Below are 25,218 nucleotides of genomic sequence, written 5' to 3'. Positions count from 1 at the left end.
CCCACCGCCGAAATCAGACGCCTTCGCGCAGGTACAGGTCGCGCAGCAGGCCGATCTCGCCGCCGTGATGCGCGACCTCGACCAGAGCGTGCAGCGCGAGCTTCAGATAGGTCTCATCGGCCCAACCGCCGGGGCCCAGGCCTATCGGCGCCAACAGGCGCTTGTCGCCGAGGGCTGCGATACGGGAGATGAGGTGCTCCCAGTCCTCGGCGAGCGCCTCGACGCCCTCTTTCGCGGTGCCCGGCCACTCGTGGCGGTCGCCGAACTCGGGGACGTCCTCGAAGAAGTGGATCACATAGCCGCGCAGGCAGAGGCTGCCGATGTGCCAGATGCGCCAGGCGATCGTCGTGAGGGGGTCCGGCGCCTCCGGACTCGATTCCGGAAATAGCGTGGCGACGCGGAAGACGCCGTCGTCGCCGGGGCGGATGCTGATGCAGTCGCTGACCGGCTCCCAGTGGTACTCGGCGTCGGTCAGGTCCTCAAGGCGCTCGAACAGCCGGGATCGCGCGCGTTCGAAGATCGCGAGAATGTCCCGCGTGACGGGGTCGGGCACGATCATGTCAGCCATGTCAACTCCAGGGCTCGGTGGTTTCGGGTCGGTCGGGATGATCAGGATCGACGGGTCGGCCGACTCGGTCACTTGCCGCCGCCTCGGCGTGTGTCGCCGGGTGCGAGCAGGCTGGTGAGTTCGGCGATGGCGTCCGGCGACGGCTTGAAGTAGCGGCGCAGGTTCTCCGGCTTGCGGTGCCGGGACTTGGCCATCAGCATCAGCAGCGACGCGCCAGCCTCGCCCAGGTGCGTCAGCGCGGAGTGGCGGTATTTGTGCAGGTCCCAGCCCGTCCCCGGGCCCTGTGTGGCGGTGTGGATGTCCAGCAGGGCGCGGGCCTGGCCGTAGGACAGGCGCGCCGCCCCGGTGTCTGGGCACACGTCCCGAGGGCCAATGACCTTCCCCGGCCCCGCACGGCGGGCGGTGACGAACACCGGACCGCGGGTGCGGCCCTTGAGCAGCCAGGGCAGCAGCCGGGCGGTGCGGCGTTATCTGTGGGATGACTTCAAGATCGTCCCGCGCCCGACGTCCCGTCAGGCGCCCACCAGGGCCGACAGGTGCTTAGCGCCGGTTTTCGTTCCGATGTTCCTCAACCCCCGCTCAGGCCCGGGCCGTCCGACGGTCGCGTCGCCAGACCTGCCGTAGCCGGTCGACGAAGAAGTCCCGGTTCACCCAGTAGAACTCCAGCCAGATGTTGTCCGGGTCGCGCAGCCAGATCTGCGATCCGGCCTCGTGCTTGGAGGTGGTGATGCCGGAGTGCGGGACGTCGATGCCGTCCAGGTGGGCGACCCACTCGTCCAGGTCGCCGCGCTCGGGCACGTGGTAGGCCAGGTGGTGCAGCCCCGGGCGCCGCTCGTCGAAGCGCTGCGGGTCGACCTCGCCCACCTCGGCGTCGGCCGGGCCCTCGACGCAGCCCAGCACGACCGAGGCGAACGACGCCGTGTGCAGCAGGGTGCGGAAGCGGAAGCCGGACTCGGGCGGGGTGACGTCGTTGACCACCACCATCTCGAACACCGAACAGTAGAACGAGGTGCTGCGCTCCAGGTCGACGACGGTGAGGTTGACGTGGTTGCGACCGTCCAGGCGCGGCATGGCGGGCCTCGTCAGGCCGTCCGGCCGGCCGCCGCGACGGCCGGCCGGACGGCGACGGGTTCGCCGTCGGGCGCCGGCACGGCCTCGAGGACCGACATCGAGGAGGTCGGCGTGATCCGCGACAGGTGGAACCCGGATTCGGCGAGCAGCGCGCGGAACTCCGGCTCGGTCCGGGTCCGTCCGCCGAACAGGGCGAGCGCCTTGACGTCCATCACCTTGCCGGTGTCGTCGTGGTTCCCGTAGCGGCTGACCGACTCGATGATGACCAGCCGGCTGTCGGGCCGGGCGGCGGCGCGGACGTTGCGCAGGATCTCGGCGGCCTGCTCGTCCGGCCAGTCATGGATGATCGTCTTGAGCAGGTACACGTCGGCGTCGGCGGGCAGTGGGTCGAAGAAGCTTCCGCCGCGGATCTCGCACCGGTCGGCGACGCCGGCGCGGGCCAGCACGCCCGGCGCCTCGGCCACCACGTGCGGCAGGTCGAGCAGGATCGCGCGCAGTTCCCGGTGGCGGGCGAGCAGGCCACCGGCGAAGGTGCCGTGCCCGGCGCCCACGTCCACCAGCGTCCGGGCCCCGGCCAGGTCCAGCACCGGCAGTACGGTCCGCAGCACGAACGGGTTGACGCTCTCGGCCGACTTCTCGAACCGGACGCACTCGTACGGGTGGTCGGCGAAGTGGTCGTAGTACCGGGTGCCGCCGTGCACGTGCCCGAACGCCGTCGCACCGGTACGCAGGCTGTGCGTCAACCGGGCCCAGGAGTAGATGTCCGGCGGCATCAACGGGAAGCACTCGCGGACCGAGAACGGGTGGTCGCTGCGCAGCGGTTCGGCCAGCGGGGTGAGCCCGAAGACCTCGGGGGTGACCTCGGTGAAGATCCCCCGCCCGGCCAGCGCGCGCAGGCCTCGGGTCAACGCGCCGGGATGCGCGCCGACCCGCCGGGCCAGCACGTCCACCGGCAACGGGCCCTCGACCAGGTGGTCGGCGACCGCCAGGTCGCACATGACCCGGATGGTGAACGGAACGATGTAGTCGGCCAGTTCGGTGAGGCGGGTGACCGACGCGAGGTCGATGCGAGGCGTCACGGACATGTCCGTACCGTATCCGGTCGAGCGTTGCGATACCAGATAGCATACGAGACACTTGATACGTGCATCTCAATCTGTTCACCCAGTGCTCGCCGTCGCCGCAGTTCAAGGGGTTCTGGCGGCACCCCGCCGACCGCAGCGCCACCGGCTACCGCGACCTCGCCTACTGGGTCGAGCTGGGCCAGCGGCTGGAGGCAGCCTGCCTGGACGCGCTCTTCTTCGCCGACGTGCACGGCACCTACGACGTCTACCAGGGATCCTGGCGAGCGGCCGTGCGGCACGCGGTGCAGCTCCCGTCGATCGACCCGCTGCTCGTGCTGCCCGCGATCGCCGCCACCACCTCCCGGCTGGGCCTCGCCGTCACCTACTCGACGACCTACCACGCCCCGTACGAGTGCGCCCGGGTGTTCAGCTCCCTGGACCACCTCACCGGCGGACGGGTCGCCTGGAACATCGTCACCTCGTATCTGCGGTCCGCGTCCGCGAACGGGCTGGGTTCGTACCTGGACCACGACGAGCGCTACGACCGGGCCGACGAGTACGTCGAGGTGGCGCGCCGGCTGTGGGAGGAGAGCTGGGACGACGACGCGGTGGTCCGCGACGTCGCCGCGAACGTCTTCACCGACCCGGACCGGGTACGCGAGATCGGCCACGAGGGGCGCTGGTTCTCGGTGCGGGGCCCGCACCAGTGTGAACCGTCGCCGCAGCGCACCCCGGTGCTGTACCAGGCCGGCGCGTCCGGGCGGGGGATGACCTTCGCGGCCCGGCACGCCGAGGTCGTCTTCCTGACCATGGCGGACCCGGCCAGCGGCGCGGCGCAGGTGGCCCGGCTGCGGTCCCAGGTCGCCGCGCACGGGCGCGACCCGCGTTCGGTGAAGGCGCTGCAGGGCAGCATGGTGATGGTCGCACCGACCCGCGCCGAGGCCCGCCGGCGGGCCGAGGAGTACGTCGCGCTGTGGAGCGGGGAGGGGCAGCTGGCCAAGTGGTGCGGCTGGATGGACGTCGACCTCGCGGCGTATCCGGACGAGACGCCGGTGGCCGAGATCGCCGGGCAGGGCAGTCAGAGTTTCGTGGGCTTCCTGCGCCGGCTCGGGCCCGAGCGCACCTGGACGGTCGGTGACGTGCGCTACCTGGTGGCCACCGCCCGCCGGCCCCGCACCGGCGCCCCGGTGACCCTCTTCGGCACGGTCGAGCAGGTCGCCGACCGGATGGAGGAGTGGTGCGCGGTGGCCGACGTGGACGGCTTCAACCTGATCCCCTGCCCGACCACCCAGGGCATCGACGACATCTGCGACCTGCTGGTGCCGGAGTTGCAGCGCCGTGGCCTGTTCCGTTCCGCGTACGACCCGGCGGAGCGGACCCTGCGGGAGCGCTACTTCGGTGCCGGGGCGCCCGTGCCGGCCCGGGTGCCAGCGTTGGACCCGCGGGCAGCGGTCGAATCCGCCCCCGCCCGCGGCTGACCTGCCGGGTTCCCGGCGCCGACCGCGACCCGGCGCGGTGGGTGCGGGCCGGGCCGTGGTCAGAACGCCGTGGTCAGAACATCGTGGTGTCGACGTCCGCGCCGCTCAGCAGTGCACCGACCGTGCCGTAGCTGTCCCGGCTGTTCACGAAGTGCTGGGTCGCGGTGTTGATGTCGCGCAGTCGCCGTTGCAGCGGCGAGGAGTCGAACACGGTCGACGCGCCGACCAGCGCGTACGCCGTCTGGACGGCCTGCAGCGCGGCGGTGGTGACCTGCGTGGCGGTGGCCCGCAGGCAGGCCCGGTCCAGTGCGCTGAGCACCTCGCCCCGCCGGGCGGTCTCCCAGGCAGACTCCGCCTCGTGGTGCAGCAGCGCCCGGGCCGCGCGCAGGGCCACGTGGGCCTCGCCGAGGCGGTCGTGGAACACCGGCGAGTCGGCCAGCGACCGGGTGCTGAACGTACGGCGGCGGCCGGCGGCGGCGTGGGCCGCGGCGTCGCGGACGGCGCCCTGTGCCATGCCGAGGTCGACCGCGGCGATGAGCAGACCGGCCTGGGCGATCCGGAAGACCGTTCGGCGCACGTCGTCGCCGTCACCGACCAGGCTGAAGCCGCGGTGCTCGGGACAGGTCCGGTTGGCCGCCCGCACGTCCTGGCTGGCGGAGCCGCGCAGGCCGAGCACCTGCCAGGTGTCGATCTGCTCCAGCTCGCCGGCGGGGAAGAGCACCATCCGGGTCAGCGGCGCCCCGTTGGGCAGGGTCCGGGGTGTGCGGCCGTCGAGCACGATGCAGTTCAGGTAGATCCAGCTCGCCTGGGGGCTGCCGGTCACGAACGGCCACTGGCCGTTGACCCGCCAGCCGCCGGCGCCGTCCGGGGCTGCCCGGCCCTTGGGCGCGACCGCGCCGGCGCCCAACACGTCCGGACCGCCCGCGTAGATCTCGTCCCGGGCGGCCTCGGGGAAACAGGCGAACAGCAGGTGCGCCAGGCCCACCTGGCCGATCAGCCAGCCGGTGGAGCCGTCCGCGGTGGACAGCTGCTCGATGACCCGCAGCGCCTCAACCAGCGGCAGGTCGGCGCCACCATGGGCGGACGGCACCAGCATCCGCAGGCAGCCCGCGGCGCTGAGGTCGGCGAGGACGTCGTCCGGGACCCGGCCTGCCCGGTCAATCTCCGGCGCCCGCTCGGCGAGCGCGGGGAGCAGTCCGTCGACCCGGGGAAGCGTACTGGTCACGGATACACCCTATCGCCTCACTCGTATCTTGTTTAGCCTTGTATCTGCTATCGATCTCGGATAGACGTACAGGGGAGGAGGTGACCGGCCGATGACCGTACGCGCCGTTTCGGGCTCGCCGCTGCTGAGCTGGCTGGAACGACCCAGGCAGGACCGGGGTGTGCACTTCGCGGCCAGCGGTGACGACTGGACCTTCCTGTCGTACGCCGAACTGGCCGACCGGACCCGGGTGATCCTCGCCGGCCTGCGGGCCGTCGGGGTGGTCCCGGGCGACGTGGTGTCCATCGTCGAGCCCGCCGGCCCCGACTTCGTCGCGACGCTGTTCGCCGCGATGGCCGCCGGAGCGGCGCCCTCACCGATCGCCCCACCGCTGGCCTTTCAGGACCGCGAGGTCTACGGCGAGCACGTGCTGGGCCTCCTGCGCGCCGCCGCGCCACGGGTGGTGGTCTGCGCGGCCACCCTCACCGCGGCCATCGAGCCGCTGGCCGCGACCGCCGGAGTCCGCCGGGTCCTCTGCGCCGACGAACTGGCCGACGCCGCCGGCGGAGCCCGGGGCGCGGTCGCGGCACCGGGCCCGCTCGCCCTGCTCCAGTTCACGTCCGGCTCCAGCGGCCGCGCCCGGGGCGTGCAGGTGCCGCACGCGGCCCTGGCCGCCAACGTCACGGCGATCCGGCGGTGGCTGGCCATGACCCCGGACGACCCGACCGCGTCCTGGCTGCCGGTGCACCACGACATGGGCCTCATCGGGTGCCTCGTCACCCCGGTGGTCAACACCAGCGACCTGTGGCTGATGCCGCCGGAGGAGTTCGTCCGCAACCCCGGGCGCTACCTGCGCTGCTTCGGGGCGCACGGCGCGCGACTGACCTCGATGCCGAACTTCGGGCTGGAGTACATCGCCCGCCGGGTACGCCCCGACGCGCTGACCGGGCTGGACCTCTCCGACTGGCGCGCGGTCATCGTCGGCGCCGAGCGCGTCGACGCCGAGGCGCTGCGCCGGTTCTGCGCGCTGCTCGTCCCGTACGGCTTCGACCCGCGCGCCCTGCTGCCCGCGTACGGGCTGGCGGAGGCGACCCTCGCGGTCACCGGGCTGCCATTGGACGAGCTGTACCACGCCGTCGAGCTGCGCCCCGACCGGCTACGGCTGGGCGCACGGGCGGTACCCGACCCCGCCGAGCCGGTCGACGACGCCGTCGACGCGTACCCGGTGGTGGGCTGCGGCCGGCCGCTGACCGGGGTGCGGGTGCGGATCGTGGACGAGTCCGGCACGCCGCTGCCGGACGGGGTGGTCGGCGAGATCGAGGTGCACGGCGCGTCCGTCGCGCAGGGGTACATCAACGAGGGCGACTCGGCGTCGCAGACCGCGCTCGGCGAAGGTGTGCTGCGCACCGCCGACGCCGGCTTCCTGCACGACGGGCAGTTGCACGTGCTCGGCCGGCTCGGCGACAGCATGAAGGTGCGGGGTCGGGCGGTGTTCGCCGAGGATCTCGAGTGGGCCATCTGCCGCCCCGGTGTGCCGGCCCAGCGGATGGCCGCGTTGCTGGGCCACCGTGCCGGCGCCGCGACCGTCGTGGCCGTGTTCGAGCAGGCCCAGCCCGAGTGGCTGGCGCAGGCGGAGCGGGAGCTGCGCCGCCGGGCAGAGGGTGCGCGGGTGGTCATCGTGGACGCGCCGCGCGGCACCATCGCCCGCACCTCCAGCGGTAAACCCAAACGGCGCCAGCTGTGGCAGGCGTTCGTCGATGACCGGCTGCCCGGCACCGTGGTCACCACGGCACCGGCCGGTCAGCGGGACTAGACCGAGCAGACGACGACGGCGTCCTGAGGGACGTTCGGACAGGAGGCGGGAATGACCGACGCGACCAGGTCGACGACAGCCGAGGTGCGTACCGAGGCGGAGGTGCGCGACTCGGTGACGGCGATCGTCACCGAACTGGCGCCCAACCCGGAGCAGATCGAGGGGGCGGGTGACTCGCGGCTGGTCGAGGACCTCGGCTTCCACTCGCTCGCGCTGCTGGAGCTGGCCTTCACCCTGGAGGACGAGTTCGAGCTGCCGCCGATCGACGAGACGACCGCACGGAAGATCGTCACGATCGACGCCGTGGCGGAGCACGTGAACGACATACTGCGGGCCCGCGGCGAGCTGGCCAGTTGACCGCGCGCTCCGGGCACCGGCCGGGCGCGGCGACACTGCGCCCGGCGACGCCCGGCGACGGGGACCAGCGGGCCAGGGCGCTGTCGCTGCGGCTGTTCCTGGCCATGCTGCACACCCAGGAGCTGCTGGCCGGCTACCTAGGCGCCCGGCTCGGGCTGTACGAGGCACTCGACCGTGGCCCGGCCGACGTGGCTGAGCTGTGCGCGCGTACCGGTATCGACGCTCGGTACGCGCGGGAGTGGCTGGAACAGCAGGCGGTCGCCGGGTTCGTCGAGGTGGACGACGTGGCGGCCGCACCCGAGCGGCGGGTCTACCGGCTGCCGGCGGGGCACGCCGAGGTGCTGCTCGCCTCGGACAGCCCGCTGTCGCTGGTCTCGCTGACCATGCTGCCGCTGGGCGGGGTGGCCGGGGCGCTGCCGGCGCTGCTCGACGCGTACCGCACCGGAGCCGGGGTGCCGGACGAGGTGTACGGCGACGACTGGCGGCACGGCCACTCGGGCGCCAACCGGGCGCTGTTCACGTACGCCCTGCCCGGTTGGCTCTCCTCGGCACTGCCGCGCATCCACCAGCGGCTCGGCGCCGCGCCGAGCCGGATCGCCGACATCGGCTGTGGCGCGGGCTGGGCGGCGATCGCGCTGGCCGGGGCGTACCCCCTGGCCGAGATCGACGGCTACGACCTGGACGCGCCGACGGTCGCCGCGGCGGACGCGAACGCCGCGGCCGCCGGCGTGGCCGACCGGGTCCGGTTCCACCGGCGCGACGCCGTCGACCCGGAGCTGGCCGGCCGGTACGACCTGGTCTGCGTCTTCGACGCGCTGCACGAGATGTGCCAGCCGGTGTCGGTGCTGCGGGCCTGCCGTCGGCTGCGCGGCGAGGGCGGCGCGGTGCTGGTGTTGGACGCGAAGGTGGCGCACCGGTTCGTCGCGCCCGGCGACGAGATCGAGCGTTTCCAGTACGCCACCAGCGTGCTGCACTGCCTGCCGGCCGGTCTGGCCGGACCCGACTCGACGGCCACCGGGACGGTCCTGCGTCCCGCCCAGGTCCGCCGGTTCGCCACCGAGGCCGGCTTCGCGGACGTGCAGATCGTGCCGGTGGACGACCGCTTCCACCGGCTGTACCACCTGACGGGCTGAGTTGGGGGTGGGGAAGGGGCCGTCAGCTCCTTCCCCACGCCGGCTCGGGCCGCCCGTAGCTTTCAGCGGGGGCCCGTTTCGGCCGGCCAAGGCGCGGATTGGGCAGGACGAACCGAGTCGAAGGCTAGCGTGAGCTGGTCGAACAGGGGTGCAGCGCTCGGGTGTGTGTCGCGACGTGGTGTGATCGTGTAGATGCCGCGGGTCGGGGGATCAGCGAGGGTCACTGTGGTGACGTCGGTCCGCAGCGCGCACGTCAGCGCCCCAGGTATGAGCGCGATGGCGTGGCCGGTGGCGACCAGGGCCACCTTGCCGGGCAGGTCGGCCGCGGTGAGGTCGATGCGGGCGGTGACTCCGGCGCGGGCGGCGTGCTGGTGCAGCAGCGCCGCCGAGCCGTCGTTGTCCTCGACCCAGGTCTGGTCGGCCAGCGCCTGAATGCGCACCGGACCGTGACCGGCCTGCGGGTGGTCGACGGGCAGCACGACGACCATCTCGTCCATCCCCAGGAATCGGCGTTCGAGACGTGAGTCGTTGGGTAGCCCTGGTGGCGCATCGGTGACGACAGCGACGTCGAGGTCGCCGGCGATCACGCGGTCGTGCAGTTGTGCGCTCAGCCCGGGCAGCAGACTCCACCGGATGGGTCCGGCCGTATCCATCAGGCGGCGGATCGCCGCGGGCACAATCCCGGCGGCCAGAGATGGCGTCGCGCCGACGGCCAGTGGCCGGTTGAGCGTCCCGTCACGAATGTCCCGTACGGCGCGAACGGCGCGGTCGGCCTCGTTGAGCGCGGCCAAGGCGTGGTGACGGAACACCTCGCCGGCAGGCGTCGGGCGCACACCGCGCGCGTGCCGCTGCAACAGCGGCACGCCGAGCTGGCGCTCCAGACCGGCGATCTGTCGGGAGACGGCCGACTGTGTGTGAGCGAGCTCGGCGGCCGCCGCCGACAGCGAACCGAGCCGGCACACCGTCACGAACGTCCGCCACACAAGCAACTCCATGGCACGAGTGTGCCTTGTCGGTATGCATGTCCCGCATGGCTGTCGTGCGAGATCTGCGCTTGTCGCAGCTATCGCGGTACCTCACTCTGGGACGCATGACCGAACCGCGCACTATCGCTGTTCTTGGCTTGGGCCGCATGGGCGCTGCGATCGCGACAAGACTCGCCGGCTACGACTGGGACGTCGTCGGTTGGACACGCTCCGGGCGCGCGGCAGGCGTTGTCGAGACGACCGGCGACCCGAACGACGCCGTCGCGAAGGCCGACATCACGCTTCTCGCGTTGTTCGACGGCCGGGCCTGCCAGCAGGTCGTCGACCACGTCCGCGACTCGCTGAGAACGGACGCCATCGTGCTGAACACCAGCACGATCGCCCCCGCCGAGGCGTCGAGGCTGGCCCGGCAACTCGGCCCGTCCTACGTCCATGCGCCGGTGCTCGGCTCCGTGCCAGCTGCTGCCGCCGGCACCCTGCAGATTCTCGCCGCCGCCGACCAGGACGCGTTCGACCGGGTCCGACCGGTTCTGGAAGCGCTCGGCACCGTGCGGCGCGTCGACGATGCCTCCGCCGCCGCGGCGCTCAAGCTGGTCGCCAACAGCAGCCTCGCCGGCGCCGTCCTCGCGCTGCGCGACTCACTGCGGCAAGCCGACGCCTTGGGCCTGCCCCGTGCCCAGGTGCTGGACGTCCTCGAACTGGGCCAGCTCGGCGGGCTTGTCGCCCGCAAACGGCCCTTCCTCAGCGGCCAGCCAGCCGCTGCCACGGCCGACTTCACGATCGGCGCGCTGGCCAAGGACATGGCACTGCTGGCGGTCGCGTCAAACACCCCGCTGCGCAGCGCAGCCGACCTGGCCGACACCCCGGCCGACCCTGAGGCCGACATCGCCGTTGCCGCCACGGTCCCCGCCGTAGGTGACGCCGTGCTCGAACCGCTACGCGCCTACATCCGCGGACACGCCACCGGCGACCCCACCCACTTTCGCGACGCGTTCCTGCCCACCGCCCACATCGAGGGAATGCGGGACGGCGCATTCGCCTCGTGGCGCCTGGACGACTACTGCGCTCTCTTCCACGGCCACCCGGCCCCGAACGAACCGATTCGCTCCCGCCGCATCGATTCCATCGACGTCCACGGCACCGTCGCGACCGCAACCATGACGCTCTGGCACGGCACGGACACCTTCACCGACATCTTCCTGCTGGTCTACGTCGACAACAGCTGGCGCATCGCCAACAAGGCCTACCACCGGCACTCCTGAGTGGATGGTTCGGCAGCTTTTCGGCGTCGTTCTTCGCTGAAAAGCTACGGGTGGCCCTGCTCAGCCGGTCAGCTCGGCGCCCAGCGCCCGCTTGTCCACCTTGCCCACCCCGGTGTGCGGCAGCGCGCCGCGCAGCTCCAACCGGTCGGGCAGCTTGTACGCCGCCAGCCCCCGGTCGGTGAGGAAGTCCCGCAGCTGCCCCAGTGTGGGGGCGTCCGAGCGCGGCACCACCACCGCGCAGGTCTTCTCCCCGAGCACCCGGTCCGGCACGGCGACCACGGCGACCTCGCGGACCGCCGGGTGGGCGAGCAGGTGCTCCTCGACCTCGCCGGCCGGGACCTTCTCGCCGCCCCGGTTGACGACCTCCTTGATCCGGCCGACCACGACCAGCTCGCCGGTCGGGGTCCAGCGGACCAGGTCTCCGGTGCGCAGGAAGCCGTCCGGGGTGAAGGTGCGCGCGTTGTACTCCGGCACCCGGTAGTAGCCGCGCAGCGTGGTCGGGCCGCGCACGATCAGCTCGCCCACTTCGCCGGCGGCGACCTGCCGGCCGTCCTCGTCGATCACCTGGAACTCGTCGGCGGCCGACAGGGGACGGCCCTGGGTGTGGGCCGCGAGCTCCGGCGGGTCGTCGGGGCGGGTGCAGCAGATCGGGCCCTCGGCCATGCCGAAGAAGTGGGCCAGGCGGATGCCCAGCTCCCGGGTCACCCGGGCGGCCACCTCCGGGCTGAGGTTGGCGCCGCCGACCTCGACCACCAGGCCGGTCAGGTCGGCGCCGAGCATCGGCGCGAGGTCGGCCCACAACGGCAGGAAGGGCGGCATCAGCGTGGTCAGGGTGACCCGTTCGCGGGCGATCAGCCGGAACGCCTCGTCGGGGCTGGGACTGCCGGCGAGCACAGCGGTGGCGCCGACCCGCAGCGCGCCGAGCACGCCGGGGCAGCCCAGGGCCGCGTTGTGGGCGACCGGGAGCGCGGCGAGATAGACACCGTCGGGCCCGAAGTTCATCGCCGCCGCGGTCGCCCGCAGCTGGTACGCGTAGTCGTCGTGGGTGCGCGGGATCAGCTTCGGCAGGCCCGTCGAGCCGCCGGAGAGCAGAAAGAACGCGACGTCCGACGGGTCCGGGGAGGGCAGCGGCACCGGGTCGGCGTCCACCTCGGCCAGGGCGGTGAACTCGCCGGGGTCGCCGACCACGAACACCTGCCGCAGCGACGGCGTCTCGGCGCGGACATCGGCGGCGAGCTTGCGCAGGTCGTACCCCTGGACCTGGTCGACGGTCACGTAGGCGACCGCCTCGGTGTGCGCGCACAGGTGGCCGATCTCGGCCCGTCGGTGCGCCGGCAGGGCCAGCACGGGCAGGGCGCCCAGGCGGAACAGCGCCAGGCACACCACCACGAACTCGACGCCGTTGGGCAGCTGGACGACCACTCGGTCGTGCCGGCTGACACCGCGGGCCCGCAGCCCGGCGGCCATCCGGTCGGCCCGGCGGTCGAGGTCGCCGTAGCTCACCCGGTGCTCAGCGGTGACCAACGCGGTGCGCTCCGGGTCCGTCCGCGCCCATTCCCGGCCCAGGTCGGCGAGCGACTCGCCGCGCCAGTAGCCCTCCGTGCGGTAGCGCTCGGCCAGCTCGCTCGGCCAGCTCACCCATCCGTCCAGCATTCAGTGCCTCCCGCGACGACGGTGACAGCGACCCGGAACACAAGCTAGTGTGCAGATACGCGAGATACAAGACACGTGATAGTGGAGGCGGTTGATGCTGGCGGCGCGGCCCCGTACCGACCTCGGTGCGTTGACCCGGCTCACCGAACTCGCCGATTACATCGTGCCGTTCGCCATAAGGGTGATCGCCCACCTGGGCGTCGCCGACCAGCTCGTCGACGGGCCACGACCGGTGACCGAGCTGGCCGAGGCCACCGGCGCGCACGCGCCGTCGCTGCTGCGTGCCCTGCGGGCGCTGGCCGGCAAGGGCATCTTCACCGAGGTCGAGCCGGAGGTGTTCGGGCTGACCAAGCTCGCCGAGCCGCTGCGCACCGACCATCCACTGTCGCTGCGCGACGCGTACCCGCTGATGGCCGCGGACGTCCGCGCCTGGGCGGGGCTCGGCCGCTGCCTGCGCACCGGGGAGGCCGCCTTTCCCCGGATCCACGGCACCGACTACTGGTCCTACCTTGCCGGGAATCCGGCGGACAGCCTCGCCGTCGACCGGTGGATGTCCAGCCTGACCCGGCTGCACCTGCGTACCGTCCTGCCGGCGTGGCCGTGGGCGCGGGCCCGGGACGTCGTTGACGTCGGCGGCGGCGACGGCGCGTTCCTGGCCGGCCTGCTCACCCGCTGCCCGCAGCTGCGCGGCACCCTGCTCGACCTGCCCCACGTGGTGGCGGCCGCGCCGGCGCTGCTCGCCCGCGCCGCGGTGACCGATCGCTGCCGGATCATCCCGGGCAGCTTCTTCGACCCGGTGCCGGCGGGCGCCGACCTGTACGTGCTCAAGACGATCCTGCCGGGCTGGGACGACGCCGACGCCACGGTCATCCTGCGCCGGATCGCCGAGGCGATGCGGCCGGAGAGCCGGCTGCTGCTGCTGGAGGCGATCATCCCCACTGGCGACGTGTTCGACGTCGCGAAGCTCGTCGACCTGCACACCCTGGTGCTCACCGGCGGCCGGCACCGCACCCGGGACCAGCTCGTCGACCTGCTGGCCGGCGCCGGCCTGCGACTGGACCGCATCGCCGCCACCCCCACGCTCACCGTGATCGCCGCCGGTCCCGCCGGGCCGCAGCCGACGTCCCCCTAGGAGGTATCGATGGCCCCGACCCGACCCCGGATCGACATCGAATCGGTGTTCCGACTGACCGAGCTGGCCGACTACATCGTGCCGTTCACCGTGCGCGCCGTCGCCGAGCTGGGTGTCGCCGACCAGCTCGTGGACGGGCCACGACCGGTGACCGAACTGGCCGAGGCCACCGGCGCGCACGCGCCGTCGCTGCTGCGCGCCCTGCGGGCGCTGGCCGGCAAGGGCATCTTCACCGAGGTCGAGCCGGAGGTGTTCGGGCTGACCAAGCTCGCCGAGCCGCTGCGCACCGACCACCCGCTGTCGCTGCGCGACGCGTACCCGCTGCTCGAACCCGACATCGAGGCGTGGGCACACTTCGACCACAGCATCCGCACCGGGCAGGCGTCCTTCGACCAGGTCCACCCCGAGGGCTACTGGCCGTACATGGCCGCCCATCCGCACGACAGCGCCCGCTTCGACGCCTCCCAGCAGGCGGCCACCCGGCTGGAGCTGCGGGCCGCGCTGCCCGCGTACCCCTGGGGGGAGCTGGCCACGGTGGTCGACGTCGGCGGCGGCAACGGCGCCTTCCTCGGCGGCATCATGGCCCGCTTCCCGGCGTTGCGTGGCACCCTGTTCGACCTGCCGCACGTGGTCGCCGAGGCCGAGCCGGTGCTGCAGAAGCTCGGTGTGGCCCAGCGGTGCACGGTGACCGACGGCAGCTTCTTCGAGACCGTCCCGGCCGGCGCGGACGCCTACCTGCTCAAGCGGATCCTCTACGGCTGGGACGACGACAACGCCGTACGCCTGCTGACGGCCGTGCGGGCGGCGATGCGCCTGGACAGCCGGCTGCTGGTGCTGGAGCCCGTGGTCGAGCCGGGTGACCGGTTCGACGTCGGGCGCCTCTACGACCTGCTCCTGCTGGCCATGGTCGGTGGCGGCGCCCGCTCCCGCGAGCACATCGAGCGGCTGCTGGACGTCGCCGACCTGCGGCTGGCCCGCAGCGTGCCCACCATGATGTTCCCGATCCTCGAGATCGTCCCGAAGACGGAGGCGTGAGCAGTGCGACTGGTCGTGGACTTCTCCCGATGCGAGAGCAACGCGGTCTGTGTGGGTCAGGCGCCGGAGGTGTTCGACGTCGCTGACGACGACCGGCTGCACATCACCGAACAGCCGCTCGAGGGCGCACTGGCCGCCCGGGTACGCGAAGCCGCGCGCCGCTGCCCGAAGCAGGCGCTGTCCGTGGTGGACGACTGACGCCAATGGGCCGCCCGGGTCACCGGGCGGCCCATTGGCGGCACTAGCTCGCGGCGCCCGCGGCCTGGATCGCCGTCCAGACCCGCTCGGCGGTCACCGGCATGTCGATGTGCCGCACGCCCAGGTGGCGGACGGCGTCGACCACGGCGTTCTGCACCGCCGGCGGAAGACCGACCGCCCCAGACTCGCCGAGCCCCTTGGCGCCCAGCGGGTTCACCGGGGTCGGGGTCTGCGTCGCGACCGTCTCGAAGGACGGCAGCTCGGCCGCGCCCACCATGGCGTACCGGTGCAGGTCACCGTGCAGCGGCGTGCCGTCGGCGGCGAAGCGGACCTCCTCGACCAGCGCCTGGCCGGCGCCCTGCGCCAACCCGCCGTGCACCTGCCCCTCGGCCAGCAGCGGGTTGAGCAGCACGCCCGCGTCGTCGACCGCCACCACGCGCAGCAGGGCCACCTGACCCGTCTCGGTGTCCACCTCCACCACGGCCAGGTGCGCGCCGTACGGGCAGGTCGCGGCGGACGGCTGGAACGTCGCCTCGGCGGACAGCCCGCCCCCGGGGCCGGCGTCGTCGGCGGCCAGCTCGGCCCAGTCGACGACGCGCCCGGCGGTCGACCGGAACCGTCCCGCGGCGAACTTCACCTCGTCGAGGGACACGCCCAGGCGGGCGGCCGCCACGTCCCGGCCCCGCTCCACCAGGGCCAGGGCCGCCTCGCGGACCGCCATCCCACCGGTCTGCAACGACCGGGACCCGCCGGTGCCGCCGCCCTCGGGGACCGTCGCGGTGTCGGAGTGGCGCACGTCCACGCGATCCAGCGGTACGCCGAGCACGTCGGCGGCGATCATCGCCCAGGCGGTGACGTGGCCCTGGCCGTGCGGGCAGGTTCCCGAGTGGACGGTGAACCGGCCGGTGTGGTCGACGCGCGCGGAGGCGTACTCGCTGCGGGTGTCCGCGCCGGTGATCTCCACGAAGGTGGACAGGCCGATGCCGAGTTGTTGGACGTCACCGCGTACGCGGCGGGCCGCCTGCTCGGCGCGCAGCGCCGGATAGCCGGCCTCGGCGAGCACCCGCTCCAGCGCCGCCGGGTAGTCGCCGGTGTCGTAGCGGGCGCGGGTCACCGTGGTCACCGGGAAGCTCTCCGGCGGCAACAGGTTGCGTCGCCGTACCTCGGCCGGATCCATGTCGATCTCCGCCGCGTACAGGTCGACCATCCGCTCCAGGGCGGCCACCGCCTCCGGCTGCCCGGCGCCCCGGTACGACACGACGGGGGTGGTCGTGGTGGTGACGCTGGACGAGCTGAACTTCGCCCGGCTGATGCCGTACGGGCCGGTCAGCATGGTCCGGGTCCAGAACGGCAGGATCGCCCCGATGCGCGGGTACGCCCCGGCGTCCTGCACGACCTCCAGCGCGTACGACACGATCCGCCCGTCGCGGGTGCCGCCCAGCTCGGCGCTCTGGTGCTGGGCCCGGCCGTGCCCGGCGGCGACCATGCTCTCGCTGCGGGTCTCCGCCCAGCGCACCGGACGGCCGAGCCGGCGGCCCGCCCAGGCGACGAGGATGTCCTCCCGGCTGGCGAACGCCTTGGAACCGAACGCCCCACCGACGTCGCCGTTGACCACCCGGACCCGCTCCTCCGGCTCGCCGAGGGCCGCCGCGAGCTGGCCGCGCCACAGGTGCACCGCCTGGCTGCCGGCCCGGTAGCGCAACCCGTCCGGCCCCCACTCGGCCTGCCCGGCGCGGGCCTCCAGCGGGCACGGCGCCACCCGCGGGTTGATCATCCGCTGCCGGACCACCACCTCGGCGCCCTCGTGCAGCTCGGCCCGCCCGGCCGGGCGACGGAAGCCGAGCTTGAGCACCATGTTCGTGCCGGCCTGCGGATGCAGCACCAACTCGTCGGCGAGCGCCCGGTCGACGTCGACCAGCGCCGGCAACGGCGCGATGTCCGCCTCGACGAGGGTGGCGGCGTCCACCGCCTCGGCGCGGCTGGTCGCCAGCACTGCGGCGACCGGTTCGCCGACGAACCGCACGACGCCGTCGGCGAGCACCGGGGTGGTCATCTTCTGGTTCAGCACGCCGGCCTCGGGCGGCAGCGGCGGCAGGTCCACGTCCACCGCGGTGAAGACCGCGACCACGCCGGGCGCCCGCCGGGCGGCCTCGGCGTCCACGCCGCGCAGCCGGCCGTGCGCCATGTGGGAGCGGACGAAGACCAGCTCCAGGCAGCCGGGCACGACGACGTCGTCGACGTACGTGCCGCCGGTGGTGAGCAGGGCCCGGTCCTCGGTACGCCGTACCGGTCGGCCGATCAATGACATCTGCGACTCCTGGTTCTGCCGACGCCGGCTCAGGCCGGGGTGACGGCGAGCGGGATCGACGCGTACGACCGGAAGAGGGCGCTGGGCTCGCGCACCGGCGGGGCGGCCAGGTCGATGCCGGCGAGCTGTCGGGCGAGCCGTTCGAAGACGACCGCTCCCTCGATCCGGGCCAGCGCGGCGCCGAGGCAGCCGCGTACGCCGCCGCCGAAGCCGACATGCGGGTTGGGGTGGCGGCCGATGTCGACGCGACCGGGGTCGGCGAACACGTCCTCGTCGTGGTTGGCGCAGCCGAGCAGGAGGAAGACCGACCGACCGGCCCGGATCACCCGGTCACCCACCGGGATCGGCTCCAACGCCAGCCGGGCGGTGTACTGGATCGGGGCGTCGAACCGGACGAACTCCTCGGCCGCGGTGGCGGCCAGCGACGGGTCGTCGCGCAGCCGACGCCACTCGTCGGGCCGCTCGGCCAGCGCGATGCTGCCGGTGCAGACCATGTTCATGGTCGTCTCGTAGCCGGTGAAGCAGAGGAAGACGATGTTGTCGACGACCTCCTCCGTTCCCTCGGCCGGGTCCGCCACGGCGAGCATCCGGTCGAGCAGGTCGCCGTCCGGGTCGGCGTGCCGGCTGGTGAGCAGGTCGCGGACGTACCCGCGCAGCCAGGCCAGCGCCTCGTCCGCCGCCGCGCGGTCGGTCTCGGGAAGGAACGGGGTGAAGGCGCGGCCGAGTGCCGCCGCGCGGGGCCAGACCTCGGCCCGGGTCCGCGCCGCCGGCAGTCCGATGAGTTCGCAGACCACGGTGGCGGCGACCGGGAAGGCCAGCTCGGCGACGGCGTCCAGACGCCCGGTGTCCAGGGCCGGCGCGAGCAGCTCGTCGACCAGCTCGCCGACGCGGCCGGCGGTGCGCCGGGCCACGCCGGGGCTGAACGCGCGGACCATCTGCTGGTGCAGCCGGCTGTGGTCGTCCGGGTCGCGGGTCGGGATGATCCGTCGGAACACCTCGCGGGAGAGGTCCTGCGCCATCCGGAACTGCGGGTCGTCCTCCGGGAAGGTGTTGCTCAGCCGACGGTCACGCAGCAGCGCGGCCACGTCCCGGTGCCGGGTCACACCCCAGCTCGCCGGGCCGAACCGGCACAGCGGGCCGGCCGCCCGCATCCGGGCGTACGTCGGGTACGGGTCGGCGACGACCTCGGGGGAGAGGGGGTCCATCCGCGCGGGCAGGACCCGCCCGGCGGGGCTCACCGCCGCACCGCCACGGGCACGCTGGCGTACGAGCGCAGCGTCCCGCCGGTCTGCCGGCGGGCCGGTCCGGCCGGGGCCAGCGTCGGGAAGGTGCGCAGCAGGGTCTCGAAGGCGACCTGCGCCTCCACCCGGGCCAGGTAGCCGCCGAGGCAGTGGTGGATGCCGCCGCCGAAGGACAGGTGCGGGTTGTCCTCGCGGGTGACGTCGAGGCGGTCCGGTGTGCCGAACCGCTCCGGGTCCCGGTTGGCGCTGCCGATCAGCAGGATCAGCACCCGCCCGGCGCGGATGGTGCGGTCGCCGACGTCGATGTCCTCCCGGACGAGCCGGGCGACGCCCTGGATCGGGGCGTCGTAGCGCAGGAACTCCTCCACCGCGCGGGGCGCCAGCGTCGGGTCCGCCCGCAGCAGGGCGAGCTGGTCGGGGTGGTCGAGCAGTGCCGCCACGCCGGTGGCGATCAGGTTGGTGGTGGTCTCGAAGCCGGCGAAGAAGGCGAAGACCGCGTTGTCCACGATCTCGTCGTGGTCGAGCACCGCGCCGTCGTCGTCCGTCGCGGCGAGCATCCGGGACAGCAGGTCGTCGCCGGGTTCGGCACGGCGCCGGTCGAGGATCTCGCCGAGGTAGTCGCGCAGCCACTCGACGGCCCGGTCGGCGGCCGGGCGGTCGTCGTCCGGCACGATCGCGGCGAACGCCTTGCTCAGGTCCAGCGCGTACGGGCGGATGCGTTCGTGGTCCGCCGGCGGGATGCCCATCAGGGCGCAGACCACCATGACCGGCAGCGGAAAGGCCAGATCCGAGACCGCGTCGAAACGTCCGGTGCGGGTCGCCGGGGCCAGCAGGTCGGTGACCATCGCCTCGATTCTCGGGCGCAGCCGGCGCACCAGTGCGGGGCTGAACGCCTTGGCCATCAGCCGCCGCAGGCGCCCGTGCTCGGGCGGGTCGCGGTAGAGGATGATGCTGCCGAAGAAGGAGCCGGCCGCGCCGTCGCCGGCCGACATCCGGTGGTAGGCCGCCGGGAACTCGCTGCCCAGGCGTGGGTCGCGGACCAGCCGGGCGACGTCGGCGTAGCGGGTGACGCCCCAGCTGCCCGGCCCCATCCGGCAGAGCGGGCCGGCCGCGCGCAGCGTCGCGTAGGTGGGGTAGGGGTCGGCCACCACGGCGGGGTCGCGGGCGTCGAATCTCGGCGGCATGCCGGTACGGGCCGAGGTCATGCCCGCCAGTATGCGCAATAAAAGATACGAGAAACAAGTACTTCCGAGATACGCGAAACGCTATTAGGCTTCCGAGCCATGACCGAGACCGTGGTGAGCGCTGATCCCCGGATCGTCGCGATGGAGTTGCTGATGAAGGCCCCGGCCACCGTCAGCAGCCCTTACCCGCATTACCACGCGCTGCGAACGGCAGCGCCGAAGTACCGGATGGAACAGCCCGGCCAGGGCGTGGGATGGGTGCTCACCACGTACGACGACTGCCGTGCCGCGCTGCGCAACCCGTCGCTGGACAAGTCGGCGCAACGCCCCCGGATGGGCGACTCCCGCGGCCGCGAGGGCGCCCGGACCCTGCTCTTCCTCGACGGGCCGGAGCACACCCGGCTGCGCGGGCTGGTGAGCCGGGTGTTCACCCCCCGCCGCACCGAGACCCTGCGCCCCCGGCTGACCTCGTTCGTCGACGGCCTGCTCGACGACATCAGCCGCCAGGTCGGCCCCGGCGGCGGCGAGGTCGACATCGTCGGCTCGTTCGGCTTCCCGCTTCCGGTGATGGTGATCGGCGAGCTGGTCGGCGTGCCGCCGGCGGACTGGCCGCTGCTGCGCCGGCTGACCCGCGCCGCGTCCGGCGGGCTGGAGATCTTCGCACCGGAAGAGGTCCTCAAGGCATCCGACCAGGCGCTCGGCGAGATGGAGGAATACTTCGCCGACCTGGTTCGCAAGCGGCGCGAGGATCCCCGCGACGACCTCGCCTCGGCCCTCGGCCAGGTCGAGATCGACGGTGACCGACTCTCGGTCGACGAGCTGATCCAGGTCATCGTGCTGCTCTTCGGCGCCGGCTTCCAGACCATGACCGACCTGATCGGCCTCGGCACGCACGCGCTGTGCCGCAACCCCGACCAGCTCCAACGGCTGCGCGCCGAGCCCGAGCTGACCCGGTCCGCCGTCGAGGAGCTGCTGCGCTTCGACTCCCCGGTGCACGTGCTGGGCCGCGCCGCGTTCGAGGACACCACCTTCGTCGACGGCACCCCGCTCGCCCGGGGTGAGCACGTGATCACCCTGATCGGCGCGGCCAACCGCGACCCGGCCCGCTACGCCGACCCGGACGTGCTCGACATCGCCCGCTTCGCCGGCGCCGAACCGCCGGAGACGCCGCTGTCGTTCGCCTGGGGGCCACACCACTGCCTCGGCGCGCAACTCGCCCGCGCCGAGGGGCAGATCGCCTTCCGCCGGCTGGTGGACCGGTTCGCGGTGATCGAGCTGGCCGACCCGGACGCCGACGAGATCGACCTCGAGTGGCGGCACAGCAGCACCTTCCGGGGCCTGGAGGAGCTGCGCGTACGGCTCGTCCCGGCCTGAGCACCCGAACCACGCGCCGACCAGGAAGGGAAGTCCATGCCGGAGGCGGTGATCGTCGAGGCGGTCCGGACGCCGATCGGCCGGCGCGAGGGTGTGCTGTCCGGCCTGAAGGCCGTGGAGCTGCTGCGGCACGTCCAAGTCGAAGTGATCCGCCGGGCCGGGATCGAACCGGGCGAGGTGGAGCAGATAATCGGCGGCTGCGTCACACAGGTGGGCGAGCAGAGCCTCAACGTCACGCGCAACGCCTGGCTCAACAGCGGCCTCGACTACGAGGTCGCGGCGAGCACGGTCGACGCCTCCTGCGGCTCCGCCCAGCAGGCCAACCACCTGATCGTGGCGCTCATCGCCGCCGGCGCCATCGACGTGGGCATCGCCTGCGGCGTGGAGTCGATGAGCCGGGTGCCCGTCGGCACCAACCTCTACCAGGGGCCCGGGCACTACAAGACCCCCGACTACCCGTACGACGACCCGCCTAAGGCGCAGTTCGGCGGCGCCGAGCGGATCGCGGCCCGGCAGGGGCTGACCCGCGCGGACGCCGACGCCTACGGGCTGCGCTCGCAGCAGCGGGCGACCCACGCCCGCGCCGAGGGCCGCTTCGACCGGGAGATCACCCCGGTGCCGCTGCCCGACGGCACCCTGGCCGACGCCGACGAGGGTATCCGGGAGACCACCGCCGAAGGGCTGGCCGCCCTGCGGCCGGTGATCCCCGACGGCATCCACACCGCCGGCACCATCTCCCAGATCTCCGACGGCGCGGCCGCCGTGCTCTGGATGTCCCGGGACCGCGCCGCCGCCCTCGGTCTGCGGCCCCGAGCCCGGCTGGCCCACCAGGTGGTCACCGGCGCCGACCCCTACTACCTGCTCGACGGCCCGACCGTGGCCACCCGCAAACTGCTCAAGCGGGCCGGGATGACCGTCGACGACGTCGACGTCGTCGAGGTCAACGAGGCGTTCGCGTCCGTCGTGCTCTCCTGGGCCGCGCACCACGACGCCGACCTGCACCGGGTCAACGTCAACGGTGGCGCCATCTCCCTCGGGCATCCGCTGGGCAGCAGCGGCAGCCGGCTGCTGGTGACCGCCCTGCACGAGCTGGAACGCGACGGTGGCGAGGTCGCCCTGGTCACCATGTGCTGCGGCGGCTCGCTCGGCACGGCGTCGCTGCTGGTGCGGGAGTAGGCGGGCATGGACACCGACATGCGCGCCGCGCCGACGCCGCCCGCCCCCGAGACCCGCGACGCCGCGGCCTTCTACGCCGACGCCCGCCACGACCTGACCGGGCCGCTGCAGGGCGTACGGGTCCTGGACGTCACCAAGGTGTGGTCCGGCCCGGTGGCGAGCTGCGTCCTGGCCGACCTCGGCGCCGACGTGCTGCGGGTGGAGATGCCCGGCAACCGGGAGGGCCTGATGCCCCCGGACATCCCCGGCACCGGGCTGTCCTGGTTCCGGCAGAGCGTGCACCGCAACAAGCGCAGCATCGGTCTGGACCTGCGCCGCCCCGGCGCGGCCGAGGTGTTCCTGCGGCTCGTCGCCACCGCCGACGTGGTGGTGGAGAACTACAAGCCCGGGACGCTGGACGCCTGGGGCGTCGGCTACCAGGCCTGTCGGGCGGTCCGACCGGACGTCGTGCTGGTCTCCGTCTCCGGCTACGGACAGTTCGGCCCGGACGCGGGACGGCCCGGCTACGACCCGACCACCCAGGCCGCCGCCGGCTGGATGGCGCTCAACGGCGAACCCGACGGCGCACCGCTGAAAGCGCCCACCTTCCTCGCCGACGACCTCGCCGGCCTGCACGCGGTGATCGGCGCGCTGGCCGCGCTGCGCCACCGCGACCGCACCGGCGAGGGCCAGCACGTCGACGTGAGCATGCTCGACTCGCTGCTCTTCTCCAGCAACGGCTACCTCACCCTCGGCGCCACCGGCGTGCCGCTGCGCCGCTGGGGCGACCAGGCCGACTTCGTGGTGCCGGCCGGCTGTTTCCGGTGCGCCGACGGCCACGTCTACGTGGCGGTCGCCCTGGACCGCTCCTGGCGTCGGCTGGCCGAGGTGGTCGGCCGCCCCGAACTGGCCCGGGCACCCGGGTACGCGACCAACCAGGAACGCCGCGACAACCGCGCCACGGTCAACGCGGTCGTCGCCGACTGGTGCGCCGGGCGGGGCTGCGCCGAGGTGGTCTCCACCCTCGACGCGAACGGGATCACCGCCGAGCGGGTCCGCACCTTCGCCGAGGCCGCGGCCGACCCGCAGGTCCACGCCCGGGCGATGGTCCAGGAGACGGTGCTGTCCAACGGCAGCACCGCGCCACTGACCGGGCCGGCGGTCAAGTTCTCCCGGACGCCGACGGCGGTCCGCTCCGGCGCACCGGAACCCGGCGCCGACACCGAACGGGTCCTCGACGAGATCGGCGTCGACGCGGCCACCCGGGAACGGCTGCGCGCGCAACGGGCGATCGGATGAGGAGGAGGTGACATGGCAACGGCAGGCGCCGCGCCGCGCTGCGCGCTGGTGACCGGGGTGTCCCGGGGGATCGGCCGGGCGGTCGCGCTGCGGCTGGCCACCGAGGGGTACGCGGTGGCGGGCTGCTACAGCGCGCCGAGCGAGGCCGCGGAGAAGACCCGCGCGGAGGTCGAGGCGTACGGGGTCGGGACCTGGTTCGGGCCGTGCGACGTGACCGACCCGGCCGCGGTCGACGAGTTCGTCTCGACCGCCGAGCGGCACCTCGGGCCGCTCACCGCGCTGGTCAACAACGCCGGCATCACCCGGGACCGGCCGTTGGTGCTGATGGCGCCCGACGAGTGGCACGACGTGCTCGGCACCAACCTGACCGGCACCTGGAACACCTGCCGGACCGTCGCCTTCCGCTTCCTCAAGCGACGCCGCGGGGCCATCGTCAACCTCTCCTCCGTGGCGGGTGTCAGCGGCAACACCGGGCAGGCCAACTACGCCGCCAGCAAGGCCGGCATCATCGGGCTCAGCCTGTCCCTGGCCAAGGAGGTCGCCGGGTACGGCGTACGGGTCAACGTGGTGGCGCCCGGCTTCATCGAGACCGACATGACCGCCGCGCTGCCGGGCAAGCTGCGCGACGCGGCCCTGGGGCGGATCCCGTTGGGCCGTTTCGGCGCACCCGCCGACGTCGCCGAGCTGGTCGAGTTCCTGCTCTCGGAGCGGGCCGGCTACGTCACCGGCCAGGTGATCCGGGTGGACGGGGGGATCGTGCTGTGACCGCCGCACCCACGTTCAGCGTCGGAACCCGCCCCGCCGAGACGTACCGGGCCGCGGCGGCGCCCCTGCCGGCGATCCGCTGGGTCGAGGTGTCCGCCGGGCCCCGGGGCGGGATCAGCCTGCGCGCCGGCACCACGGTCGACCCGGCCGACGTCTACCTGGGCGGGCACTTCCCGGAGCTGACCGTCTACCCGGGCGTGTTCACCCTGGAGACGATCGGGCAGGCGGTGACCGCGGCCGTCGGCTACTGCGCGGGCCGGCTGCCCCAGCTGCACCGGTTGCGCTCCGCCCGGTTCCTCGCCCCACTGCTCGCCGGGGACACGCTCACCGTCGAGGCGTCGGTCGGCCCGGTCGCCGAGGACCAGTCGTTCGAGGTCGCCGCCCGGTGCGTACGCGGCGACGGGGTCCGCGCGGCGACGGTGCGGGCGGTGTACCGCTGGCCGGCCCCGGACGGGGAGGGCACCTGATGAGACTGGACCACGGCGAGCTGCGTGCCCTGCTGCCGCACCGGTACCCGATGCTGCTGCTCGACCGGGTCGACAGCGTCGAGCCGGGAGCGAGCCTGGAGGCGGTCAAGGCGGTCACCGGCTGCGAACCTTGCTACCGGGGGATCGCCGAGGGGCAGGCCCCCGACCGGTACGCGTACCCCGCCTCGCTGCTGATCGAGTCGTTCGGTCAGGGCGCGGCGGTGCTCTGGCTGCTGTCCCGCGGGCCGGGCACGGCCGGGCTGCCGATGTTCACCGCGGCCCGCGACTGCGTTCTGCTGCGCCCGGTCTACCCGGGCGACGTGATCCGGCACCGGGTCCGGCTGGAACAGGTCGTGCACGGGGCCGCGTTCGCCTCCGGATCCAGCTGGGTCGGGACCGACCAGGTGGCGGAGTTCGGCTCGATGATGGCGGTCGTCCGACCGGCCGACGCCATCTCCGGAGCCCGATGAT

The 25,218-nt window shown here is 73.3% G+C and carries 24 protein-coding genes; 14 read left to right on the top strand and 10 right to left on the bottom strand.

Annotated elements, in window-relative coordinates; genetic code table 11:
* Positions 1-13: 13 nt before the first annotated feature.
* The 4 genes from ACFYPS_RS03990 to ACFYPS_RS03975 form a co-directional block, all read right to left on the bottom strand.
* Positions 14-640 carry a DinB family protein gene (locus ACFYPS_RS03990; RefSeq protein ID WP_354965230.1) on the bottom strand — a complete coding sequence of 209 codons (627 nt, stop codon included), beginning with the start codon at positions 638-640 and terminating at the stop codon, positions 14-16.
* Positions 637-927, bottom strand: a complete 291-nt coding sequence (locus tag ACFYPS_RS03985) for a hypothetical protein (protein WP_354965229.1) — start codon at positions 925-927, stop codon at positions 637-639. Before ACFYPS_RS03985 ends, ACFYPS_RS03990 begins: the two co-directional genes overlap by 4 nt.
* A 220-nt stretch (positions 928-1,147) precedes the next feature.
* Positions 1,148-1,639: a VOC family protein gene (locus ACFYPS_RS03980; RefSeq protein WP_354965228.1), complete on the bottom strand. Its 492-nt coding sequence runs from the start codon at positions 1,637-1,639 to the stop codon at positions 1,148-1,150.
* An 11-nt stretch (positions 1,640-1,650) separates the two neighbouring features.
* Entirely contained in the window at positions 1,651-2,724 is a 1,074-nt protein-coding gene (locus ACFYPS_RS03975; protein ID WP_354965227.1) for a methyltransferase, read from the bottom strand.
* Positions 2,725-2,783: 59 nt separating this feature from the next.
* Between ACFYPS_RS03975 and ACFYPS_RS03970 the strand changes: the two genes are divergently transcribed.
* Positions 2,784-4,181 (top strand): LLM class flavin-dependent oxidoreductase, encoded by a 1,398-nt coding sequence (locus tag ACFYPS_RS03970; RefSeq protein ID WP_354965226.1) that lies wholly within the window; start codon positions 2,784-2,786, stop codon positions 4,179-4,181.
* Positions 4,182-4,254: 73 nt separating this feature from the next.
* On the opposite strand, the gene ACFYPS_RS03965 is transcribed toward ACFYPS_RS03970, so the two are convergent.
* Entirely contained in the window at positions 4,255-5,406 is a 1,152-nt protein-coding gene (locus tag ACFYPS_RS03965) for an acyl-CoA dehydrogenase family protein (protein ID WP_354965225.1), read from the bottom strand.
* 91 nt (positions 5,407-5,497) lie between these two features.
* Between ACFYPS_RS03965 and ACFYPS_RS03960 the strand changes: the two genes are divergently transcribed.
* The 3 genes from ACFYPS_RS03960 to ACFYPS_RS03950 are packed head-to-tail and all read left to right on the top strand — an operon-like array spanning position 5,498 to position 8,688.
* The gene (locus tag ACFYPS_RS03960) at positions 5,498-7,198 is read left to right on the top strand and encodes an AMP-binding protein (protein ID WP_387322598.1); all 1,701 of its coding nucleotides are present in this window, start codon (positions 5,498-5,500) and stop codon (positions 7,196-7,198) included.
* A 51-nt stretch (positions 7,199-7,249) separates the two neighbouring features.
* Positions 7,250-7,555, top strand: a complete 306-nt coding sequence (locus ACFYPS_RS03955) for a phosphopantetheine-binding protein (RefSeq protein WP_354965223.1) — start codon at positions 7,250-7,252, stop codon at positions 7,553-7,555.
* Positions 7,552-8,688, top strand: coding sequence for a class I SAM-dependent methyltransferase (locus ACFYPS_RS03950; RefSeq protein ID WP_354965222.1), 1,137 nt, complete (start codon positions 7,552-7,554; stop codon positions 8,686-8,688). The genes ACFYPS_RS03955 and ACFYPS_RS03950 overlap by 4 nt, the downstream gene beginning before the upstream one ends.
* A 62-nt stretch (positions 8,689-8,750) precedes the next feature.
* Here ACFYPS_RS03950 and ACFYPS_RS03945 read toward each other — a convergent pair whose 3' ends face one another.
* The gene (locus tag ACFYPS_RS03945) at positions 8,751-9,683 is read right to left on the bottom strand and encodes a LysR family transcriptional regulator (RefSeq protein ID WP_354965221.1); all 933 of its coding nucleotides are present in this window, start codon (positions 9,681-9,683) and stop codon (positions 8,751-8,753) included.
* A gap of 26 nt (positions 9,684-9,709) precedes the next feature.
* Here ACFYPS_RS03945 and ACFYPS_RS03940 point away from each other — a divergent pair, with 26 nt between their 5' ends.
* The gene (locus ACFYPS_RS03940) at positions 9,710-10,936 is read left to right on the top strand and encodes a nuclear transport factor 2 family protein (protein WP_387322596.1); all 1,227 of its coding nucleotides are present in this window, start codon (positions 9,710-9,712) and stop codon (positions 10,934-10,936) included.
* 60 nt (positions 10,937-10,996) lie between these two features.
* On the opposite strand, the gene ACFYPS_RS03935 is transcribed toward ACFYPS_RS03940, so the two are convergent.
* Positions 10,997-12,589, bottom strand: a complete 1,593-nt coding sequence (locus ACFYPS_RS03935) for an AMP-binding protein (protein WP_354965219.1) — start codon at positions 12,587-12,589, stop codon at positions 10,997-10,999.
* 94 nt (positions 12,590-12,683) lie between these two features.
* Here ACFYPS_RS03935 and ACFYPS_RS03930 point away from each other — a divergent pair, with 94 nt between their 5' ends.
* The 3 genes from ACFYPS_RS03930 to ACFYPS_RS03920 are packed head-to-tail and all read left to right on the top strand — an operon-like array spanning position 12,684 to position 14,954.
* Positions 12,684-13,721, top strand: a complete 1,038-nt coding sequence (locus ACFYPS_RS03930; RefSeq protein WP_354965218.1) for a methyltransferase — start codon at positions 12,684-12,686, stop codon at positions 13,719-13,721.
* A 9-nt stretch (positions 13,722-13,730) separates the two neighbouring features.
* Positions 13,731-14,756 (top strand): methyltransferase, encoded by a 1,026-nt coding sequence (locus ACFYPS_RS03925; RefSeq protein ID WP_387322593.1) that lies wholly within the window; start codon positions 13,731-13,733, stop codon positions 14,754-14,756.
* A 3-nt stretch (positions 14,757-14,759) separates the two neighbouring features.
* Positions 14,760-14,954 (top strand): ferredoxin, encoded by a 195-nt coding sequence (locus tag ACFYPS_RS03920; RefSeq protein ID WP_354965216.1) that lies wholly within the window; start codon positions 14,760-14,762, stop codon positions 14,952-14,954.
* Between the two features lie 43 nt (positions 14,955-14,997).
* On the opposite strand, the gene ACFYPS_RS03915 is transcribed toward ACFYPS_RS03920, so the two are convergent.
* The 3 genes from ACFYPS_RS03915 to ACFYPS_RS03905 are packed head-to-tail and all read right to left on the bottom strand — an operon-like array spanning position 14,998 to position 19,708.
* Entirely contained in the window at positions 14,998-17,262 is a 2,265-nt protein-coding gene (locus tag ACFYPS_RS03915; RefSeq protein WP_354965215.1) for a xanthine dehydrogenase family protein molybdopterin-binding subunit, read from the bottom strand.
* A gap of 29 nt (positions 17,263-17,291) precedes the next feature.
* The gene (locus ACFYPS_RS03910) at positions 17,292-18,500 is read right to left on the bottom strand and encodes a cytochrome P450 (RefSeq protein WP_354965214.1); all 1,209 of its coding nucleotides are present in this window, start codon (positions 18,498-18,500) and stop codon (positions 17,292-17,294) included.
* Complete coding sequence (locus tag ACFYPS_RS03905) at positions 18,497-19,708, bottom strand: cytochrome P450 (RefSeq protein ID WP_354965213.1); 1,212 nt, start codon at positions 19,706-19,708, stop codon at positions 18,497-18,499. The genes ACFYPS_RS03910 and ACFYPS_RS03905 overlap by 4 nt, the downstream gene beginning before the upstream one ends.
* A 78-nt stretch (positions 19,709-19,786) precedes the next feature.
* On the opposite strand from ACFYPS_RS03905, the gene ACFYPS_RS03900 reads away from it, so the two are divergent.
* The 6 genes from ACFYPS_RS03900 to ACFYPS_RS03875 are packed head-to-tail and all read left to right on the top strand — an operon-like array spanning position 19,787 to position 25,217.
* Entirely contained in the window at positions 19,787-21,061 is a 1,275-nt protein-coding gene (locus ACFYPS_RS03900) for a cytochrome P450 (RefSeq protein ID WP_354965212.1), read from the top strand.
* A gap of 36 nt (positions 21,062-21,097) precedes the next feature.
* Positions 21,098-22,237 carry a steroid 3-ketoacyl-CoA thiolase gene (locus ACFYPS_RS03895; RefSeq protein WP_354965211.1) on the top strand — a complete coding sequence of 380 codons (1,140 nt, stop codon included), beginning with the start codon at positions 21,098-21,100 and terminating at the stop codon, positions 22,235-22,237.
* Positions 22,238-22,255: 18 nt separating this feature from the next.
* On the top strand, positions 22,256-23,515 hold the full coding sequence (locus ACFYPS_RS03890; protein ID WP_354965389.1) for a CoA transferase: 1,260 nt from the start codon (positions 22,256-22,258) through the stop codon (positions 23,513-23,515).
* 12 nt (positions 23,516-23,527) lie between these two features.
* Positions 23,528-24,280, top strand: a complete 753-nt coding sequence (fabG, locus tag ACFYPS_RS03885; protein WP_354965210.1) for a 3-oxoacyl-[acyl-carrier-protein] reductase — start codon at positions 23,528-23,530, stop codon at positions 24,278-24,280.
* Positions 24,277-24,747, top strand: a complete 471-nt coding sequence (locus ACFYPS_RS03880) for a hypothetical protein (protein ID WP_354965209.1) — start codon at positions 24,277-24,279, stop codon at positions 24,745-24,747. Before fabG ends, ACFYPS_RS03880 begins: the two co-directional genes overlap by 4 nt.
* Positions 24,747-25,217: a beta-hydroxyacyl-ACP dehydratase gene (locus ACFYPS_RS03875; protein ID WP_354965208.1), complete on the top strand. Its 471-nt coding sequence runs from the start codon at positions 24,747-24,749 to the stop codon at positions 25,215-25,217. Before ACFYPS_RS03880 ends, ACFYPS_RS03875 begins: the two co-directional genes overlap by 1 nt.
* Position 25,218: the final 1 nt, after the last annotated feature.

Source organism: Micromonospora sp. NPDC005087 (genome assembly GCF_042872965.1).
GTDB lineage: Bacteria > Actinomycetota > Actinomycetes > Mycobacteriales > Micromonosporaceae > Micromonospora.
Note: the sequence above shows the minus strand (reverse complement) of the source record. Positions and strands in the feature narration are given on the sequence as shown.